Genomic DNA, 18998 nt, shown 5'->3' with positions numbered 1-18998 from the left:
GCCTTTGTGCATGTAATAAGTAGCACCGCTACCGCAGGCGTTCGCGCAAGGCTTCTGGTCCATCCACCAGGAGGCCCTGAACATGTCCAGTTCCGACACTTCGACATTCGATTTCAAACGCGCCGCTGCCCTGCAGTTCGGCGACCGTCCGACCCTGCGTCAGGTCGTCAGCGAGCAACTGCTCACGCTGTTGCTGAGTGAGCTGCCGTGGCTGGCAGCCGTCGAGCCTACCTTGCCGTCTGCCGACGCGCTGATGTTGGACAGCCCTGACCCTTCCACACCTTACTGGTCCACTGAGCCGCTGGTCGACAGGGTGCTGCAGGCCATGCTCCAGACCAACTCGGTCGACCTGGAGCCTGTCGATGGGCGCCACCATAATCTCGGCTTGGTCGATCCGTACCGGTTCGCCGGTTCCGACAGCGCGTTCGACACCCGGCAGCTCAGTGGCTTGACGGGCCCTATCAATGACCTGATCGAACAACTGCCGCAGCACTTTTGCCAGGCGCAGCTCGACTATTGGCGCAGCCAGGGCAGCAGCGGTGCAAGCCGTGATGAGTGGCTGCAGTTGCTGTTGAAAACAGCTCTGCTGCGCGGCCTGCCGTTGCAAGGCCTGGATGCGCAAGAGCAAGCCTGCGTCCGTGACCTGATACGGGGCGGTCGTGACCAACCGGCGGTGAGCTTCGTGCAAACCCGGCTGACGACGGGCTCCGGGCATTGGGATGAGACGCTGTGCCATCTGCTGATCACCGGCGAATGGGACGAACGGCAGGTCGTGTTGTGGTGCGCCCCTTCTGGCAATGTGCGAGGTTTTCCATCCTTGGCCGCGTTCGCCCTTGCCCTGCGTGACGAGCTTGCACAGCGCTACAGCTTCGATGGCCTGTCACGGCAACGCTACCCGGTCGAGGGCAATGTATTCGCTCAGCAAGTCGGGCTGCTGCTCGAGACGCTGTTCACTCAGGTCGACAGGGTGCGCTATGGGCAGTTGGCCGATGTCGCGGCACTTGAGCGGCTGTTTGCTCAGATGAGCGACCCCGCACAGTGGTTCGACCGTTACCCCGACGATACCCCGGCGGTCGAGCCTCCGCCTGGCTTGTCGCTGAGCGACGGTGATGACAGCCTGGCTTATCACGCGGGCTTGCTGCAGCTCGCGCTCGACCAGCTCGACGCTGAGAGTATCCCAGCCTTGGATGGCATCCAGGGCCTGGCCGACTACACCCGTCAGCGCCTGAGCGAGCAGATGCGCCTGGCCCACGGCGATCACACATCCCCGGACAATCTGATGTTGCAGTTCTTCGTGGCCCGTGGGGTACCGGGTGGCGCCGGAACGGGCACAGGGGGCGGCGAGCCGTTGGTACTCGAAGGCGAGAAGACCCTCACCGAATTCGCCATCGGTAACCTCGGTGCACTCGGGGGGGCCTCGGTGCTGCGTATCCGGTGCGCCAACGGTGCAGACGTACCTGCCTGGCTGGATGCCGACGCAGCCAATCAGTTGGTGAGCCAAGTCGATATCGGTGGCAATTACCCGGCGTACGTTGCCCGTCAACTGGACGACCCGCTGCAGCGTGCACAGCGCGTCAGGCGATTTGGCCGGGAATGGCGCAGCGCCCTGCGGTTCAGCGCGCTGACCAGCAAGCTTGAAGGCAAGCTCACGGATGCCGGCTTGCAGTGTGTGGTTGATTTCTGCGCTGGCCATGTCGACCCGCAAACCCCGCGCATGGTCCTGATGCCGCTGGCATTCAGGCGCCAGCCTCACTCTGGGCAACATGACAACGTGCGTGGCATGTATTTGCTGTTCTGCGTCGAGCCGTCGCGGGTGCTGTTCTATCGCCCTTTGTACAGGCAGGACACGCTGCGGGAATACGCAAGCCTGGCGGCGTTGCTGGAGCACATCCAACAGTCCCCCTTGTTGCAAGTGAGCATTCTGGATTGGCTGGACCCCCAGGTTCGCTCTATCTATGACCATGGTGGGTTCCGCGAACCCCATGTCACGAGTCTGGGGCCGGACCCTTTCAGCCTGCCTGAGAAGCCTGAGCCACCCGTCATCGATCCGCAGCTGTGGGGCAGCGATATCGACGACAAACTCTACAACGCCAACCGCGACCTGCTCGTCGAGTTGGCTGACATGCAATCCACCTCCAATGCAGAGCGCCGTTGGCAAACCCTGTGCCAGGGCGCTTGGCTGCTGTTTGACCTGGCCACCCTGGCGCTGCGCGGCCCGGTGGCCAGCGTGGCGTGGCTGGTACAACTGCTGACGTCGCTGGAAAACGACCTGTTGGCCCTCGAGCAGGGGGGGGAATTCGACCGCTCCGCCGCCATCGCTGACTTGCTGCTGAACCTGGGGATGGTGTTGCTGCATGCGCGGCAACCCAGTCTGCAGCTTGGTGTGGCCGGGCAGCCCCCCGGCGCAGACCAGTTCGAAGGCCCTGCCGCGCAACGCGGGGCATTTGCCGAAGTGTCGGTGGCGCCTGCCACTGAAGCCGAAGCGGCGATTGGCGCGCTGGCAGCGCTGCCTGGGCGTCAGCTTGACTTGAGCTGGCGCGGCAACCACGGGTTCAACTGGCTGCCGCCTGAGCAGCGGCAGGCGCTGCGGGCCATGCGGGTGGACATAGCACTGGATGAATCGAACTTGCAGGCAAGTGGCGATGCTGAAGGTTTGTATCGAGTCCAAGGGAGACTCTACGCGGCCATGGGGGGCGATGCTTACCCCGTTGAAGTGGGCCCGGACGGTGTGCGAGTGATCGACTCTAAAGGCGGGTATGGGCCATGGCTGGCCTGTACGCTGGGTGTTTGGCGAGTGGATACTGCGTTACGCCTGGTTGGCGGAATGAGGCGGGGCGACACGCGGGCGCAACTGGCCCGGCGCTTTGACAAGCTGAGGGAGTTTGCCGACAACCTCAATGGCAAGGTGAACAGTGCGACGGCGCAGTTTGGAACGGTTGGAACTGAAATCACGGCACTGCAACACAAACTCAGCCAGCTCAAGACCTTGCGCGCAAGGGCACAGGCCAGGGTGGACGCCGCTGTCAGTGACGGTGAGCGGGAAGCGTCCCAAGCTCTCATCGGTCAGTACGCTGTGCGTATCGCCGAGTGGGAGGCACAAATCGTCAGTAAGCGCGAAGAGGCGGTCGGGTACCTCGAAGAGGCTGTTCAAAGTGACACAGCCATACAAAGTGTTCTTGAAACCCTGTTCGAACCCAAGTTCGCCAGCGCTCGGAGCGGGTGGGAAGAGGTCATTTCAGAGCAGCGGCGCACTGTTCTGATCAATCAGATCCGTAACAGCGATTTCATCCTCAATGAGTTGTGGAACCTGGCGGATTACCCAGGGCTGGATCGCATGCAAGCCAGGCTAGATGGGCAGCCGCTGCTGCAGGTGCTCGAACCCTATCGAGCATTGCGTCGTAGACTCGAATATGTAGTGGGCCTTCAAGACCGCATACTCGCCGTCTACGAGCGCCTGGACGAGCTGTTGCCGGGTGCGCCTGGCGATCTGGTAATCAGCAGCCCCATTGAAATGCACAGTCGCACCGTTGACTCACTCATTGCGCTGCGCAAATTCAGCACAGTGCAGTTCCGTTTCCATCAGGCGATGAACCTAGCGAATCTGGCGCTGCACCTGGACGTCACCAGCGGCCAGCGCAAAGTAGCCCGGTTCAGGGAGGAGCTTACCGGGGCTGCCTTGCGCAATGCGGCCGGCGCTCATGGCGAGCTCGATTTCGCCAACCTGCCGGTGGAAGACCGGGTTGTCATCCTTCAGGAAGCGTGGGACGAGTATGCCGAGGCGTTGGTCAACAGCGCACGCATTCGCAGTGATGGTGGGGCGCTGGTCGAAGTCTCGATGACCGACCGGTACCGCACCCAGCTGGAAAAACTGAAGCTCGATGCCGGTCGCCGCCTGGTCGAGGCCATCAAAGAACAGGAAGGCGCAAACGTGCCGCCGAAGCGGGCGGCCTACCTTGTTTCGAGCGAGCCGCAACGGGTAGTGCGAAACGCCGAGGGGCAAACACTCATCGGTACCGAGCGCGATGTCGACGGGCAAAAAGTGCTTGAGGTGCGTGACCCTTTCAGCGGCGTCGTACTGGCCATTTTCGACTGGGAGCATGGCCAGTGGCGAGAGCGTGTGGCTGAGCAGGTTCCGCTCGAATCGCAGGCAGAGCCCGTTGATACAGCCATGCGCGTGCAGACCCTGCTGGACGAAAACGACGAGCTGAGCCTCAAGGCGCAAGCGTACATCGACAACGACCTCAAGGGCCCTCGGCTGGCGCGGTTGTTCGAACACCAGATAGACAAGCTCGGCCGCGCGGCGACATCGCTGGGTGAGGAGGGCGCAAACCCCGCCTTGATAAAAAGCCTGGAAGCGGCCTCGGACCGGCTTCGAGCGGAGAAGAACCTCAAGCTGACCACGCTTTACACCAATACACACTACCCCAGCGCTGAAGCATTGCGGTTCTTGCATGAGCAACGCTTGCTCAAGGTGGAATATGTCAGCCCCAGGCAAGTCATGAGCAATGGCAGCACCTTCGATGAGTACAAGATCATGCGTCTGGCGCAACCTGGAGCAACGTCGGGGCGGCCATTGTGGGTGGCGCATTTTCATATGCGCTCAGCTGATGCGCTTGCCCGGGACTTTACCCAGGGCCACCTGAAAACCTGGAGCCAGCGCCGTATGAGTGGACGCGAAGAAGCTGCCGCGAGCGTTCGTGTACACCGCGGCAAGCTGACCCTGGAGCAGGCGAGCGGCATCATCCCGTTCGACTGAGGGGCTCAGCGGTTGCTGTAACGGCCATGCTTGCCGTGGGCAGGCATGGCCTGGTTGCCACGCTCGGCGATCATCTGCGTAAGGCCGATCAGCACGATGCCTTCTGCCTTCAGCCGGGGCAGTTCGCGTTCCAGCACCTGCAGGGTCTGGGGGTAGGGGTGGCCGATCAACACGGCTGAGCCTTGCCGCCGTGCAAGCTCAACCCCCTGGCGCAACTGGCGGTCGATTGCCTCCACGGAGCGCTCGTCATCGAGGAATACGTCACGCGAAACGTGCGCCAGGCCAACGGCCTGCGCCTGGGCCGCTGCCACGGTGGCTGCACTGGTACGGCTATCGACGAAGAACAGATGCCGCCGTTGCAGTTCACCCATCAGCCAGGTCATCGGGTCCCGCTGGGCCGTCATTCGGCTGCCCATGTGGTTGTTGATGCCGGCGGCGTAGGGCACCTTGGCCAGGGCCGCATCCAGGCGGCTGGCCAGTTCGGGCAGCGGCAGGCCGGGGTGCCAGGCGTATGGGCCGGTGGCAGGGTCCATGGGCATGTGCAGGATCACCGTCTTGCCGGCCTTGTGCGCCTGGCGGGCGAAGTCGGTGGCGTGCGGGGTGTCGGGCATGATCGCCATCGTGACCGGGCCGGGCAGGGCAAGCGTGCGGTGGTCGCGCTCGCTGCTTTGGCCCAGGTCGTCGATGATGATGCTCATGTAGGCCTTGTTGGTCGGCGCCGCTTGGGCGACGCCAGCCAACACACAGAACAGCAGACACAGCAGATAGCGCATCGGCTGGATCATTTGCCCGAGGTGATGTTCAGGCCCTTGAGCAGGCTCAGCGCCTGGCTCAGCTGGAAGTCATCATCCTGCGGGCGTTCCTTGCGCTTGCTGCTGCCGGTCGGGCGGTCGGCGCCGCCGTTGCCGTTGCCCAGGTGGCCCTGCAGGTCGGCTTCCTTGAAGTTGTCGGTGTCGACCTCGGCGGTGAGCTTGGCCGGGCGCACCTCGATGTCGGGCACGATGCCCTGGGCCTGGATCGAACGGCCATTAGGGGTGTAATACAGTGCGGTGGTGAGCTTCAGGGCGCGATCGTTGGCCAGCGGCAGCACGGTTTGCACCGAGCCTTTGCCGAAGCTGTCGGTGCCCATCAGCACCGCACGTTTCTGGTCTTGCAGGGCGCCGGCGACGATTTCCGAAGCCGAAGCGCTGCCGCCGTTGATCAGCACCACCAGCGGTACGCCTTCGCTGGCATCGGCCGGGTCGGCAGAGAAGCGCAGTTCGGAGTTGGCGATACGGCCTTTGGTGTAGACGATCAGGCCCTTGGTCAGGAAGTGGTCGGCCACTTCTACCGCCGACTGCAGCACGCCGCCGGGGTTGTTGCGCAGGTCAAGCACCACGCCGCGCAATTTCTTGCCGTTGTCCTTGCGCAGCTTGGCCAGGGCCTTGCCCACTTCGTCACCGGTCTTGACCTGGAACTGGGTGATACGGATATAGCCGTAGTCGTTTTCCAGCAGTTGGCTCTTCACGCTCTTGACCTGGATCACCGCGCGGGCGAGGGTCACGTCGAACGGGTTACCGCCGTCACGGACCAGGGTCAGGGTGATCTTCTCGCCGATCTTGCCGCGCATCTTGTCGACCGCTTCGGTCATGGTCTGGCCCCGAGTCGGTGCGCCGTTGATCTTGACGATCAGGTCACCGGCCTGCACACCGGCCCGCGACGCTGGGGTGTCATCGATGGGCGAGACCACCTTGATGAAGCCGTCTTCCTGGCCAACTTCTATGCCCAGGCCACCGAATTCGCCGCTGGTGCTTTCTTGCAGCTCCTGGAAGTCTTCGGGGCCAAGGTAGGCCGAGTGCGGGTCCAGGTTGCTGAGCATGCCCTTGATGGCGTTTTCCAGCAGGGTCTTGTCGTCCACAGGCTCCACATAGGCGGCCTTGATGCGGTCCATGACCTCGGCGAAGGTGCGCAGCTCCTCCAGCGGCAGCGGCGCCTTGGCCGTCACCTCGGTGGCCGGCACCGCGGCTGGCTTGGCCGGCTCTGCGGCAGTGGCCAGGGGCGCACCGACCGCCAGGGCGATGGACAGGGCCAGCTGGGTGAGACGAGGCGAGTGCAGCATGTCGAACGAACTCCTGATCCTGTAGGCGCTCCTTGAGGAGCATCGGCGCAGCATTCAGGCTACGCCGTAAAAAGGTGAATTGGGTTGCAACCCTAACCTCTGCACCACTGTGAAGGGTCGGTAGGCCGGCCCTGCTGGCGGATGGCGAAGTACAAGCCTGCGCTGTCCTGGCCACCGCTGTCACCCACGGTGGAAATGGCGTCGCCGGCCTTGACGATGTCGCCGGCGCTCTTGAGCAGGCTCTGGTTGTGACCGTACAGGCTCAGGTAACCATTACCATGGTCGAGAATGACCAGAAGTCCAGCACCGCGCAACCAGTCGGCAAACACCACACGGCCGCCGTGTACGGCGCGTACTTGAGTGCCTGGGTTGGCGCTGATCATCACCCCGTCCCATTTGGCGCGGGCGTCACTGCCGCGTGCATCGCCGAAGCGTGCCAGCAATCGACCATTGACGGGCCACGGAAGTTTTCCCCGCGCAGCAGAAAATGCGCCGCCGTAGTTTGCGCCATCGCTGGACACTATCGGGCCAAGGGTGGTGCGGGCTTTTTTCGGTGGCTCTGCGGCTTCGCGGGCATCGTTGCGTGCGGCGGCGGCAGCCAGGGCTTCCTGTTGGCGGCGTTTTTCCGCCTCCTGCTGGGCCAGCAGGGCTTTCTTGCGCGCTTCCTCGGCTTCGCGGGCCTGGCGTGCCAGGGTTTCCTCGATGGTCTTGAGGACTTTGCCAAGGTCGGCCTGGTCCTGCTCGCGGGCCTGCAGCTTCTGGTCGCGGTCTTTCATGTCGCTGTTGAGCTTGGCCAGTACTTGCTGGCGCTTGCTGCGTTCGGTTTCGAGCGCCTGGCGGCGGCTGTCGAGGTCGCCGCGCTGGGCCAGCAACTGCGCTTGCTGGCGGCCGATGTCCTGTTCGACATTGGCCAGTTGGCGCAGGGTCTCGTTGAAGGTGCGCAGTTGTTCCAGGCGCGCCTTGCTCAGGTAATCGTAATAGGTCAGGGTGCGGGCGAATTTCTCGGGGTTCTGCTGGTTGAGCAGCAGCTTGAGGTATTCCTCGCGGCCGTTCTGGTAGGCGGAACGGGCCTGGATGGCGATCAGTCGCTGTTGTTCAACGCGGGCGCTCTGGAGTTTTTTTTTCTCGGTATCAAGGCGCTCCAGCTCGCCCTCGGTCTTTTTTAGTTCTTGTTGCAGTGCCTCCACCTGCTTTTCGAGATCGCCGATGTCGGTCTCGGTGGACTTGAGGTCTTTCTGCACGCCCGACTTCTCTTCCTGGAGCTTGCCCAGCATCTTTTTGAGCTCGGCGATGTCCTGGCGGGTGGCGTCCAGTTGTTGCTGGGTCTGCGCACGCTCATCGGCGAACGCCGGGCTGAGCAGGCAAGACAGGGCGAGTAGGATCAGGGCGCGAAGCATGGGGTTGGGCGTACCAGGGATGGAGACTGGCCTAGTATGCCCGCGCGGGCCTGCAAAAAAAACGCCTCGCGGCAGATGCGGCGAGGCGTTTGTCTGGAATTCATCGGTAAAGGGGCTGCAAAGCGGCCCCGATACACCGATCAGGCATCGACCAGAATCGACGTGCCGGTCATTTCCACAGGCTTTTCCAGCCCCAGCAGTTGCAGCATGGTCGGCGCCACGTCGGCCAGCACGCCGCCTTCGCGAACCTTGAGCTTGCGCTGGCCAACATAGATGAACGGTACCGGCTCGGTGGTGTGGGCGGTGTGCGCCTGGCCGGTGCATTCGTCTTCCATCTGTTCGACGTTGCCGTGGTCGGCGGTGATCAGTGCCTCACCGTCGACCTTTTCCAGCGCCTCGACGATACGCCCGACACAGGTATCCAGCGCTTCGACCGCCTTGACCGCAGCCTCGAACACGCCGGTGTGGCCGACCATGTCGCCGTTGGCGTAGTTGACCACGATCACGTCGTAACGCTGCTGCTCGATGGCTTCGACGATACGGTCGGTGACTACAGGCGCGTTCATCTCCGGCTGCAGGTCATAGGTGGCGACCTTCGGCGATGGAATGAGGATGCGCTCTTCGCCTTCGAACGGCTCTTCGCGGCCACCGGAGAAGAAGAACGTGACGTGCGCGTACTTCTCGGTCTCGGCGATGCGCAGCTGGGTCTTGCCGTTCTTGGCCAGGTACTCGCCCAGTACGTTGTTCAGGCTGGAGGGGGCGAAGGCGGCCGGGGCCGGGATTTTCGCCGAGTACTGGGTCAGGCCGATATAGGCCGCCATCTTCGGCAGGCGCGCCCGGGGGAACTCGTTGAAGTCCGGCTCGACGAAGGCACGCGACAGTTCGCGGGCGCGGTCAGCACGGAAGTTCATGAAGATCACCGCGTCGCCGTCTTCGACCCTGACTGCCTCGCCAATGCGCGTGGCTTTGACGAATTCGTCGTTCTCTTCACGGGCGTAGGCGGCTTCCAGGCCGGCGAGGGCGGTTTCTGCCGTGTAGTCGGCAACGCTGTCGACGATCAGGTTGTAGGCAGCGGCGACGCGGTCCCAGCGGTTGTCGCGGTCCATCGCGAAGTAGCGGCCGATGAGGCTGGCGATGCGGCCCTTGCCGAGCTTGGCGAAGGTCGTGTCGAGCAGTTCGATGGACGACTGCGCGCTGCGTGGCGGCGTATCGCGGCCGTCGAGGAAGGCGTGCAGGTAGATTTTTTCGGCACCACGCTGTGCGGCCAGTTCGGCCATGGCAATCAGGTGGTCCTGGTGGCTGTGCACGCCACCGTCGGACAACAGGCCGAGGATGTGCACGGCCTTGCCAGCACCGGCCGCCTTGTCCACCGCGCCGGTGAGCACCGGGTTGCTGAAGAACTCGCCATCACGAATGGCCTTGGTGACGCGGGTGAAGTCCTGGTAGACGACACGGCCGGCACCGAGGTTCATGTGGCCGACTTCGGAGTTGCCCATCTGCCCGTCCGGCAGGCCCACATCCATGCCTGAACCGGAAATCAGGCCATGCGGCCGTGTGGCGCGCAGGCGGTCATAGACCGGTGTGTTGGCGGCAAAGATGGCGTTGTATTCGGGGCTTTCGCTGTGGCCGAATCCATCCAGGATGATCAGGACCAGGGGTTTGGGCGTACTCGTCATCAATCAAACTCACGGTTGTTCAAAGATGATAAAGACACGCATTTTAGGGCAAATGCGCCATCAGCGGCGAATATTCGTCCTATCCCCCGACCGGCGCGGCCACGCTGACAGGGCCAAGGTGCTTTTCCGGCCGGCCGGTCGGGCTTTGGTGGCACTGGGGGGCTGTGTATACTGGCCGGCATTTTCAATCGCCTGGAACACCGCTGATGGTTGCTCACCTGATTCAATTCGCGACAGATCACTACATCCTGGTTGCGATCTTCGTTGTTCTGCTGGTCCTGTTGCTCATCAATGAAGTCCGCCGTGGCGGCCAGAGCCTGAGCAATGGCCAGCTGACTGCCCTGGTCAACGCCGACAAGGCCTTGGTCATCGACATCCGCACCTCCAAGGAGTATGCCGCGGGCCACATCGTCGGTGCGGTGAACATCCCGCAAGACAAACTGGTCAGCCGCATGGCCGAGCTGGAAAAACACAAAGAGAAGACCCTGATCATCGTCGATGCGATGGGCCAGCAGTCCGGCACGCTCTGCCGCGAACTGCTCAAGGCTGGTTTCACCGCTGCCAAGCTGAGCGGTGGCGTTTCCAGCTGGAAAGCCGATAACCTGCCCCTGGTGAAGTGATATGAAGCCCGTCATCGTTTATTCCAGCGACTATTGCCCCTACTGCATGCGCGCCAAGTACCTGCTCGAGAGCAAGGGCATTGCGTTCGAGGAAATCAAGGTCGATGGCAAGCCGCAGGTTCGTGCCGAAATGAGTCAGAAGGCCGGCCGTACTTCGGTGCCGCAGATCTGGATCGGCAGTACCCATGTCGGTGGATGCGATGACCTCTATGCCCTGGAGCGCGCGGGCAAGCTCGACGCGCTGCTGGCGGCCTGATTTGCACTGCATTCAAAAACATTAGGATAAGGATCTGCCATGACTGACCAACAGACCAACGGCGCAGCTGCCGAAGACAACAGCCCTCAGTTCTCGCTGCAGCGCATCTACGTGCGTGACCTGTCGTTCGAGGCCCCGAAAAGCCCGCAGATCTTCCGCCAGCAGTGGGAGCCGAGCGTTGCGCTGGACCTGAACACCAAGCAGAAAGCCCTGGAAGGCGACTTCCACGAGGTGGTGCTGACCCTGTCGGTTACCGTCAAGAACGGTGACGAAGTGGCCTTCATCGCCGAAGTACAGCAGGCCGGCATCTTCCTGATCGCCAACCTCGACGCGGCTTCGATGAGCCACACCCTCGGCGCGTTCTGCCCGAACATCCTGTTCCCTTACGCCCGTGAGACCCTGGACAGCCTGGTGACCCGTGGTTCGTTCCCGGCACTGATGCTGTCCCCGGTCAACTTCGACGCCCTGTACGCGCAAGAGCTGCAGCGTATGCAGGAAACTGGCGAAACTCCGACCGTTCAGTAACGCTGCCCGGTTGTAAAAAGGCGACCTTCGAGGTCGCCTTTTTTGTGTGAGCGGTTTTATCCGCCAAGAGGCCGGCACAGGCGATGGATCAGCTCCCGGCAAACCCATTCTGGCGCCACGCCTCATACACCGTAACCGCCACGGTGTTGGACAGGTTCAGGCTGCGGCACCCCGGCCGCATTGGCAGGCGCAGGCGCTGCTCGGCGGGCAGGCTGTCCAGCACCTCGGCCGGCAGCCCACGACTTTCGGGGCCAAACAGGAAGGCATCGCCCGGCTGGTAGGTGACTTCATGGAAGGGGTGCGAGCCCTTGGTGGTGAAGGCGAACAGCCGAGGGTTGCCCAGGCTTTCCAGGCATCCAGCCAGGCTCTCGTGGCGCTTGAGCGTGGCATACTCGTGGTAGTCCAGCCCCGCCCTGCGCAGGCGCTTGTCATCCAGCTCGAAGCTGATGGGCTCGATCAGGTGCAGGTCGCAACCGCTGTTGGCGCACAGGCGAATGATGTTGCCGGTATTCGGCGGAATTTCTGGTTGAAAAAGGATGACGTGAAACATGCACGGCTCCAGGCGTGAAGATGACGAGCATTCTACCCCTGAACCGGACCTGCGTTCGAAGGCCTTCCCGCGGGTAATGCTTTCGCTGGCCATTGTCGGCCTGATGGTGGGCCTGATGATCGGCCGCCTGACCACCCCTGATGAGCGGGTGCTGGAGCAGGTCGTGGTGGTGCAGGACGGGCTCGACCTGTGGTTCAACGAAGAACCCAAGTTGCACGGCGAAAACGTTGAAGGGACGGTTGCGGTGCTGTTCGAGGCCCAGGGCAAGGCCCAGCGAGGGCAATTGTACCTGCAGGGCAAACCGGTCGGCTGGCGCGTGCAGAAAAGCGAGGAAGGCTTGTTGCTGACGGTGGTTGCCGCGCGCCCCCTGCACGGTGAGTGGGCCGGTGCAGAGGACGCTGGGCGTTGGCGTGTGCAGGTGAGGCTGCACGAATAAAAGAGGGGATGTCCCGGCCTGCCTGTACCAGGGTCCCCAAAACTTGCGCTGCTGCAAATAAAAGTGGGGTTTTCCCGGCCTGCCTGTACCGAGGACCCCGAAACTGGGAGATACAGTACTTATTGCAGGGGGCGTGCCAGTTTTGCAAAACCCGGAAACATTGGCTTTCAGGGCTTTTTTGCCGAGTTTTGAGGGGTTTTGTGCCTTCGGGCGGTGCAGGGGGCACAGGATCGGTGCATGGGGCTTAAAATGTTGGGGGCTGCAAAGCAGCCCCCGGATGTCATGGCCTACCTATGACTCAATGCTCTTCGCTGTCGTCATCATCCCCGCCGGCGACATTCATCCCCAGCTCCTTGATCTTGCGCGTCAAGGTATTGCGCCCCCAGCCCAGCAGAAGCGCCGCATCCCTGCGCCGCCCGGCGGTATGCTTGAGCGCGGTCTCGATCATGATCCGTTCAAAGCTGGGCACCGCACTGTCGAGCAGATTGGTCTGGCCCCGGGCCAAGGCCTGGTCGGCCCACTGGCGCAACGCCTGCTCCCAATTGGTCACGGGGGCCGCGTCCTGCGGCAGGTTCAGCAGCTCTGGCGGCAGGTCACCAATCAGCACTTCACGGCTGGAGGCCATCACGGTGATCCAGCGGCAGGTGTTTTCCATCTGCCGCACGTTGCCCGGCCACGGCAGGTTGCGGATGAACTCTTCGGTCTCCGGCTTCAGCAGCTTCGGCTCCACGGCCAGCTCCTGGGCCGCGCGGGCGAGGAAGTGGCGGGCGAGGGCGGGGATGTCTTCGCGGCGGTCGGCCAGGCGCGGTATATGAATGCGGATCACGTTGAGGCGGTGGAACAAGTCCTCGCGGAACTTGCCCGCCTGCACCAGCGATTCCAGGTTCTGGTGGGTGGCGGCAATGATGCGCACATCGACCTTGACCGGCACGTGGCCGCCAACCCGGTAAAACTCGCCATCGGCCAGTACCCGCAACAGGCGGGTCTGGGTATCGGCGGGCATGTCGCCGATCTCGTCGAGAAACAGCGTGCCGCCATCGGCCTGCTCGAAGCGGCCGCGGCGCAGGTTGGCGGCACCGGTGAAGGCACCCTTCTCGTGGCCGAACAGCTCGGACTCCATCAGGTCCTTGGGGATGGCTGCCATGTTCAGGGCAATGAACGGTGACGCCGCACGCGGGCTGTGCCGGTGCAGCGCATGGGCCACCAGCTCCTTGCCGGTGCCGGACTCGCCGTTGATCAGTACCGTGATGTTGGAGTGGCTCAGGCGCCCGATCGCGCGGAACACCTCCTGCATCGCCGGCGCTTCACCGATGATCTCCGGCGTGCGGGCCAAGGCCTGCGGTACATCCAGGCCTTGCTGCTCCTGGGCATGCTGATTGGCGCGCTTGACCAGCGACACCGCCTCGTCGACGTCGAACGGTTTGGGCAGGTATTCGAAGGCACCGCCCTGGTAGGAGGCCACGGCGCTGTCGAGGTCGGAATGGGCGGTCATGATGATGACCGGCAGGCGCGGGTGCTGCTCGCGAATCTGGGCCAGCAAGTCGAGGCCACTGGTACCGGGCATGCGGATATCGGAAATGATCACATCCGGTTGCTGGCGTGCCAGGCGGCCCATGACGCCATCGGCGCTGTCGAAGCTCTGGGTGGTCATGCCTTCTTGTTGCAGGGCTTTTTCCAGGACCCAGCGGATGGAGCGATCATCGTCGACGATCCATACGGTTTCACTTCGGCTCATGAGGCGGTGGCTCCTTGTTCCAGAGGCAGGTAGATCGAAAAGGCGGTGTGGCCTGCATGGCTTTCACATTCGATCAAGCCCTGGTGCTGGCTGATGATGTTCTGGGTGATGGCCAGGCCCAACCCGGTACCGTCCGGGCGGCCACTGACCATGGGATAGAAGAGGGTGTCTTGCAGTTCCGACGGGATGCCCGGGCCGTTGTCGATGATCTCGACCCGTGCCACCAGGCGATGCCGCACGTGGCCGATGGTGAACTGGCGCAGGGCACGGCTGCGCAAGGTGATGCGGCCCAGGCGCAGCTCGTTCTGCGAGCTGATCGCTTGCATGGCGTTGCGCACGATGTTGAGCACCGCCTGGATCATCTGCTCGCGGTCGATCAGCACATCCGGCAGGCTCGGGTCGTAGTCGCGCACCAATGTGATGCACCCCTGGCTTTCGGCCTCCACCAGGCTGCAGACCCGCTCCAGTACTTCGTGGATGTTGGTCATGGCCAGCGAGGGCAGCTTGTTCGAGCCGAGCATGCGGTCGACCAGGTTACGCAGCCGGTCGGCCTCTTCGATGATCACGTTGGTGTAGTCGCGCAGGCCGTCTTCGGGCAGCTCACGGGCCAACAGTTGCGCCGCGCCGCGGATGCCGCCGAGTGGGTTCTTGATTTCGTGTGCCAGGCCACGCACCAGCATTTTGGTGGTTTCCTGCTTGCTCAGCTGGGCCTCTTCCTTGGTGATGCGCAGCAGCCGGTCGCGCGGGTGCACCTCCAGCAGCAGCAGGGTCTGGCCCTGGTGCAGAATGGGGGTGACGGCGTAATCGACGGTGATGGTCTGCCCGGTCAGCGAGGTCAGTTGCGCTTCGCGCTTGGTGAACGGGTGCGCCTGCTCGACCGCTTGGCGCAATGAGCTGAGCGCTTCTGTCGATTCGGTGAACAACTCGCTGATGAACTGCCCGTGGCTGCGCTGGCCGCTGACGGCCAACAGCATTTCCGCGGCCGGGTTCATGTACTCCAGGCGCAGCTCGGCATTGAGCAGGAGCGTGGCAGTGGTCAGGTTATCCAGAAGCAGACGGTGCTGTGCATCGCTGATGGTCATAAGGCGTCGTTGACCTCTTTTTGCGCTTGCCTGGCAGAAGTGGCCAGAGCTGGGCGCGCTGTGGATCCGCTGATGCGAGACTCTGTGCTTTCAAGAAATGCAAGAAACAAACCAAGGCTCCGAAAAGAAGCGGATTTACCTGGGAAAGCCCTGGATTTGCGCTTATTCGGACCAGAAAGCGCTGTTCGAGCGCTCATTACGACCCGTTTTGGGCCGCAGGACAGAGCATTCGTAGCTGTTATGCACCAATATAGAGCATTGCTGTGTTCAGCGTTTAGGGCACAGGTGCCCGGTAGCGCGAACCATGGTGTCCTCCTTATTGATGGAGACTTGATTGTGCGCAGTCGGTCAGGTTCTGCTTGTAGGAGGTGTTTGATTTGGCCAGCGATAAACAAAAACGGCCTCCCGAAGGAGGCCGTCTTGGTGATGTCATCGGCGCCAGGCGCCAATCAGATCAGCAGCTGTAGTACAGCTCATATTCCAGCGGGTGTACGAAGGTACGGACCTTGATCTCTTCTTCGCTCTTCAGCTCGATGAAGGCATCGATGAAGTCGTCGGAGAACACGCCGCCCTTGGTCAGGAACGCACGGCCTTTGTCCAGCTCTTCCAGGGCTTCTTTCAGGCTGCCACAAACCTGCGGGATGTCCTTGGCCTCTTCAGGCGGCAGGTCGTACAGGTTCTTGTCGGCAGCATCGCCTGGGTGGATCTTGTTCTGGATGCCGTCCAGGCCAGCCATCAGCAGGGCCGCGAAGGCCAGGTACGGGTTGGCCGATGGGTCCGGGAAGCGCGCTTCGATACGACGGGCCTTCGGGCTGCCGACATAAGGAATGCGGATCGAGGCGGAACGGTTGCGCGCCGAGTAGGCCAGCATGACCGGGGCTTCGAAACCTGGGACCAGACGCTTGTAGGAGTTGGTCGACGGGTTGGTGAAGCCGTTCAGGGCCTTACCGTGCTTGATGATACCGCCGATGAAGTACAGGGCGGTGTCGGACAGGCCGGCATAGCCTTCACCCGAGAAGGTGTTCTTGCCGTCTTTCCAGATCGACATGTGTACGTGCATGCCCGAGCCGTTGTCGCCGTACAGCGGCTTAGGCATGAAGGTGGCGGTACGGCCGTAAGCGTCGGCAACGTTGTGCACGACGTATTTCAGGGCCTGTACTTCGTCAGCTTTCTTCACCAGGGTGTTGAACTTGACGCCGATTTCGTTCTGGCCGGCAGTCGCCACTTCGTGGTGGTGAACTTCAACGGTCTGGCCCATTTCTTCCAGTGCGTTGCACATGGCAGTACGGATTTCGTGGTCGTGGTCGAACGGCGGGACTGGGAAGTAGCCGCCTTTCACGCCTGGACGGTGGCCTTTGTTGCCGCCTTCCACGTCAGCGCCGGTCATCCACGAGCCTTGCTCGGAGAAGATCTTGAACATCGAGCCGGAGATGTCCGAGTGGAACTTCACTTCGTCGAAGATGAAGAACTCAGGCTCCGGGCCTGCGAATACGGTGTCACCGATGCCGGTGCTCTTGAGGTACTCTTCGGCGCGCTTGGCGATGCCGCGCGGGTCGCGATCGTAGCCCTGCATGCTCGACGGGTCGACGATGTCGCAGGTGATGATCAGGGTCGGCTCTTCGGTGAATGGGTCCAGCACGGCGGTGTCGTCGACCGGCATCAGGATCATGTCGGAAGCTTCGATGCCTTTCCAGCCAGCGATGGAGGAACCGTCGAACATCTTGCCGACTTCGAAGAAGTCTTCGTCCAGAGCGTCACGCGCTGGCATGGTCACGTGGTGCTGAATGCCTTTGGTGTCCGTGAAACGCAGATCAATCCACTTGACGTCATGATCTTTGATGAGTTGAACCGACTTCGACATGTTGTCCTCCGGATGGTCTAGAGCGCGGTGGGCCGCTGCCCTGGAAAAAGGGGTGTTGCCGGGCGCGGATAGTCGGCCAAGCTTACCTGCCTCACAAGGGAGCAAATTGCATGCCAGTGCCCGAAAATGGCGAGGGCGGGATAAAAGGGGGCGTTTGCGGGCATTAACTTAGGGTTGATGACTGAAAAACGCACCCATTAGAGGCAAGAAAACATCTTGTTGCACCATGTTGGTGCGCTGGTGGAGGGTGGTGCTTTGTTTGAGGGCCTGTTGACGGGTAAAGCCGCTGCCACAGGCCAAATCCACCCCTGCGGGGGTAGGTGTACCCGCGAAAGGCCCGGGGCAGGCGGCGCAAATACTGACTCTGGCCACATCGGCAAACCTTCTGTACAAAAGTTGGTCAAATCCTGAGCAATTTCCGCTATAATTCGCGCCCCTCATTTTCGGCAGGCCCTGCGCGCGCTGTTAACCAATGAAACTTATCGTCAAAGTCTTCCCAGAAATCACCATCAAGAGCCGGCCGGTGCGCAAGCGCTTCATCCGTCAGCTCGGCAAGAACATCCGCAACGTGCTCAAGGATCTCGATCCTGAGCTCGCGGTCGATGGTGTCTGGGATAATCTCGAAGTGGTCACCCGCGTCGAGGACGAAAAGCTCCAGCGCGAGATGATCGAGCGCCTCACCTGCACCCCGGGTATCACCCACTTCCTGCAGGTAGAGGAATACCCGCTCGGCGACTTCGACGACATCGTCGAGAAGTGCAAGCAGCACTTCGGTCATCTGCTCGCGGGCAAGCACTTTGCCGTGCGCTGCAAGCGCGGCGGCCACCATGACTTCACTTCGATGGACGTCGACCGCTACGTCGGCAGCCAGCTGCGCCAGCAGTGCGGCGCCGCCGGCATCGAGCTGAAAAACCCGGAAGTCCTGGTGCGCATCGAAATCCGCAACCAGCGCCTGTACGTGATCCACAACCAGCACCAGGGCATCGGCGGCTACCCGCTGGGCGCCCTGGAGCAAACCCTGGTACTGATGTCGGGTGGCTTCGATTCCACCGTGGCGGCCTACCAGATGATGCGCCGTGGCCTGATGACCCACTTCTGCTTCTTCAACCTCGGCGGCCGTGCCCACGAGCTGGGCGTGATGGAAGTGGCCCACTACCTGTGGAAGAAGTACGGCAGCAGCCAGCGCGTGCTGTTCATCAGCGTGCCGTTTGAAGAAGTGGTCGGCGAGATTCTCAACAAGGTCGACAACAGCTACATGGGTGTGACCCTCAAGCGCATGATGTTGCGCGGCGCTGCCCATATGGCCGACCGCCTGCAGATCGAAGCGCTGGTCACCGGCGAGGCGATTTCCCAGGTCTCCAGCCAGACCTTGCCGAACCTGTCGATCATCGACTCGGCGACCGACAAGCTGGTACTGCGCCCGCTGCTGGCCAGCCACAAGCAGGACATCATCGACCAGGCCACCGAAATCGGCACCGCCGATTTCGCCAAGCACATGCCTGAATACTGCGGCGTGATCTCGGTAAACCCGACCACCCACGCCAAGCGCCACCGCATGGAGCATGAAGAAAAGCAATTCGACATGGCCGTGCTGGAGCGCGCCCTCGAACGCGCCAAGTTCATCTCGATCGACCACGTGATCGACGAGCTGGGCAAAGACATCGAGGTAGAAGAAGTTCGCGAAGCGCTGCCTGGCCAGATCGTCATCGACATCCGTCACCCCGATGCTCAGGAAGACGAACCCTTGGTGATCGAGGGCGTCGAAGTCCAGGTGATGCCGTTTTATGCAATCAATAGTCGCTTCAAGCAGCTGGATGAAACTCGCCAGTACCTGCTGTATTGCGACAAGGGTGTGATGAGCCGTCTGCACGCACACCACCTGCTCAGTGAGGGACATGCCAATGTGCGTGTTTATCGTCCGGCATAAGACGCCAGGGCTGTATGGCGGCAGCATCCGCCATCGCCCTCCCGACCGCCGGCCCTGCTGAGCCTTATACCTTACATAT

The 18998-nt window shown here is 62.1% G+C and carries 14 protein-coding genes; 6 read left to right on the top strand and 8 right to left on the bottom strand.

Going from position 1 to position 18998, the window contains the following annotated elements; translation table 11 throughout:
• Positions 1 to 82 precede the first annotated feature (82 nt).
• Positions 83 to 4756, top strand: coding sequence for a DUF6543 domain-containing protein (locus HU766_RS02160; protein ID WP_186652898.1), 4674 nt, complete (start codon positions 83 to 85; stop codon positions 4754 to 4756).
• A 5-nt stretch (positions 4757 to 4761) separates the two neighbouring features.
• On the opposite strand, the gene HU766_RS02155 is transcribed toward HU766_RS02160, so the two are convergent.
• The 4 genes from HU766_RS02155 to gpmI form a co-directional block, all read right to left on the bottom strand.
• Positions 4762 to 5529 carry a divergent polysaccharide deacetylase family protein gene (locus tag HU766_RS02155; protein ID WP_156310487.1) on the bottom strand — a complete coding sequence of 256 codons (768 nt, stop codon included), beginning with the start codon at positions 5527 to 5529 and terminating at the stop codon, positions 4762 to 4764.
• An 8-nt stretch (positions 5530 to 5537) separates the two neighbouring features.
• Positions 5538 to 6854, bottom strand: coding sequence for a S41 family peptidase (locus tag HU766_RS02150; protein WP_033701976.1), 1317 nt, complete (start codon positions 6852 to 6854; stop codon positions 5538 to 5540).
• 92 nt (positions 6855 to 6946) lie between these two features.
• Positions 6947 to 8251: a murein hydrolase activator EnvC gene (locus tag HU766_RS02145; protein WP_033701975.1), complete on the bottom strand. Its 1305-nt coding sequence runs from the start codon at positions 8249 to 8251 to the stop codon at positions 6947 to 6949.
• 140 nt (positions 8252 to 8391) lie between these two features.
• Positions 8392 to 9927 (bottom strand): 2,3-bisphosphoglycerate-independent phosphoglycerate mutase, encoded by a 1536-nt coding sequence (gene gpmI, locus HU766_RS02140; RefSeq protein ID WP_186652897.1) that lies wholly within the window; start codon positions 9925 to 9927, stop codon positions 8392 to 8394.
• Positions 9928 to 10133: 206 nt separating this feature from the next.
• Here gpmI and HU766_RS02135 point away from each other — a divergent pair, with 206 nt between their 5' ends.
• Genes HU766_RS02135 through secB form a run of 3 tightly spaced genes read left to right on the top strand, consistent with a single transcriptional unit; the run spans position 10134 to position 11328 of the window.
• Positions 10134 to 10547, top strand: a complete 414-nt coding sequence (locus tag HU766_RS02135; protein WP_033701972.1) for a rhodanese-like domain-containing protein — start codon at positions 10134 to 10136, stop codon at positions 10545 to 10547.
• 1 nt (position 10548) lies between these two features.
• Positions 10549 to 10803: a glutaredoxin 3 gene (gene grxC, locus HU766_RS02130; protein WP_033701970.1), complete on the top strand. Its 255-nt coding sequence runs from the start codon at positions 10549 to 10551 to the stop codon at positions 10801 to 10803.
• A gap of 39 nt (positions 10804 to 10842) precedes the next feature.
• The gene (secB, locus tag HU766_RS02125) at positions 10843 to 11328 is read left to right on the top strand and encodes a protein-export chaperone SecB (RefSeq protein ID WP_033701969.1); all 486 of its coding nucleotides are present in this window, start codon (positions 10843 to 10845) and stop codon (positions 11326 to 11328) included.
• A gap of 88 nt (positions 11329 to 11416) precedes the next feature.
• On the opposite strand, the gene trmL is transcribed toward secB, so the two are convergent.
• Positions 11417 to 11878: a tRNA (uridine(34)/cytosine(34)/5-carboxymethylaminomethyluridine(34)-2'-O)-methyltransferase TrmL gene (trmL, locus tag HU766_RS02120; protein WP_033701968.1), complete on the bottom strand. Its 462-nt coding sequence runs from the start codon at positions 11876 to 11878 to the stop codon at positions 11417 to 11419.
• Here trmL and HU766_RS02115 point away from each other — a divergent pair.
• Positions 11877 to 12314 carry a hypothetical protein gene (locus HU766_RS02115; RefSeq protein ID WP_047582213.1) on the top strand — a complete coding sequence of 146 codons (438 nt, stop codon included), beginning with the start codon at positions 11877 to 11879 and terminating at the stop codon, positions 12312 to 12314. The genes trmL and HU766_RS02115 overlap by 2 nt on opposite strands.
• Before the next feature lie 298 nt (positions 12315 to 12612).
• Here HU766_RS02115 and ntrC read toward each other — a convergent pair whose 3' ends face one another.
• The 3 genes from ntrC to glnA form a co-directional block, all read right to left on the bottom strand.
• Positions 12613 to 14049 (bottom strand): nitrogen regulation protein NR(I), encoded by a 1437-nt coding sequence (gene ntrC, locus HU766_RS02110; protein WP_033701965.1) that lies wholly within the window; start codon positions 14047 to 14049, stop codon positions 12613 to 12615.
• Entirely contained in the window at positions 14046 to 15131 is a 1086-nt protein-coding gene (gene glnL / locus HU766_RS02105) for a nitrogen regulation protein NR(II) (protein ID WP_033701964.1), read from the bottom strand. Before glnL ends, ntrC begins: the two co-directional genes overlap by 4 nt.
• Before the next feature lie 454 nt (positions 15132 to 15585).
• Entirely contained in the window at positions 15586 to 16992 is a 1407-nt protein-coding gene (glnA, locus tag HU766_RS02100; protein ID WP_033701962.1) for a type I glutamate--ammonia ligase, read from the bottom strand.
• 472 nt (positions 16993 to 17464) lie between these two features.
• Between glnA and thiI the strand changes: the two genes are divergently transcribed.
• Positions 17465 to 18919: a tRNA uracil 4-sulfurtransferase ThiI gene (gene thiI / locus HU766_RS02095; RefSeq protein WP_186652896.1), complete on the top strand. Its 1455-nt coding sequence runs from the start codon at positions 17465 to 17467 to the stop codon at positions 18917 to 18919.
• Positions 18920 to 18998 lie beyond the last annotated feature (79 nt).

This window comes from Pseudomonas sp. SWRI77 (assembly GCF_014269105.1).
In the GTDB taxonomy this organism is placed as follows: domain Bacteria; phylum Pseudomonadota; class Gammaproteobacteria; order Pseudomonadales; family Pseudomonadaceae; genus Aquipseudomonas; species Aquipseudomonas capeferrum.
This window is presented reverse-complemented; position numbering and strand designations above follow the sequence as displayed.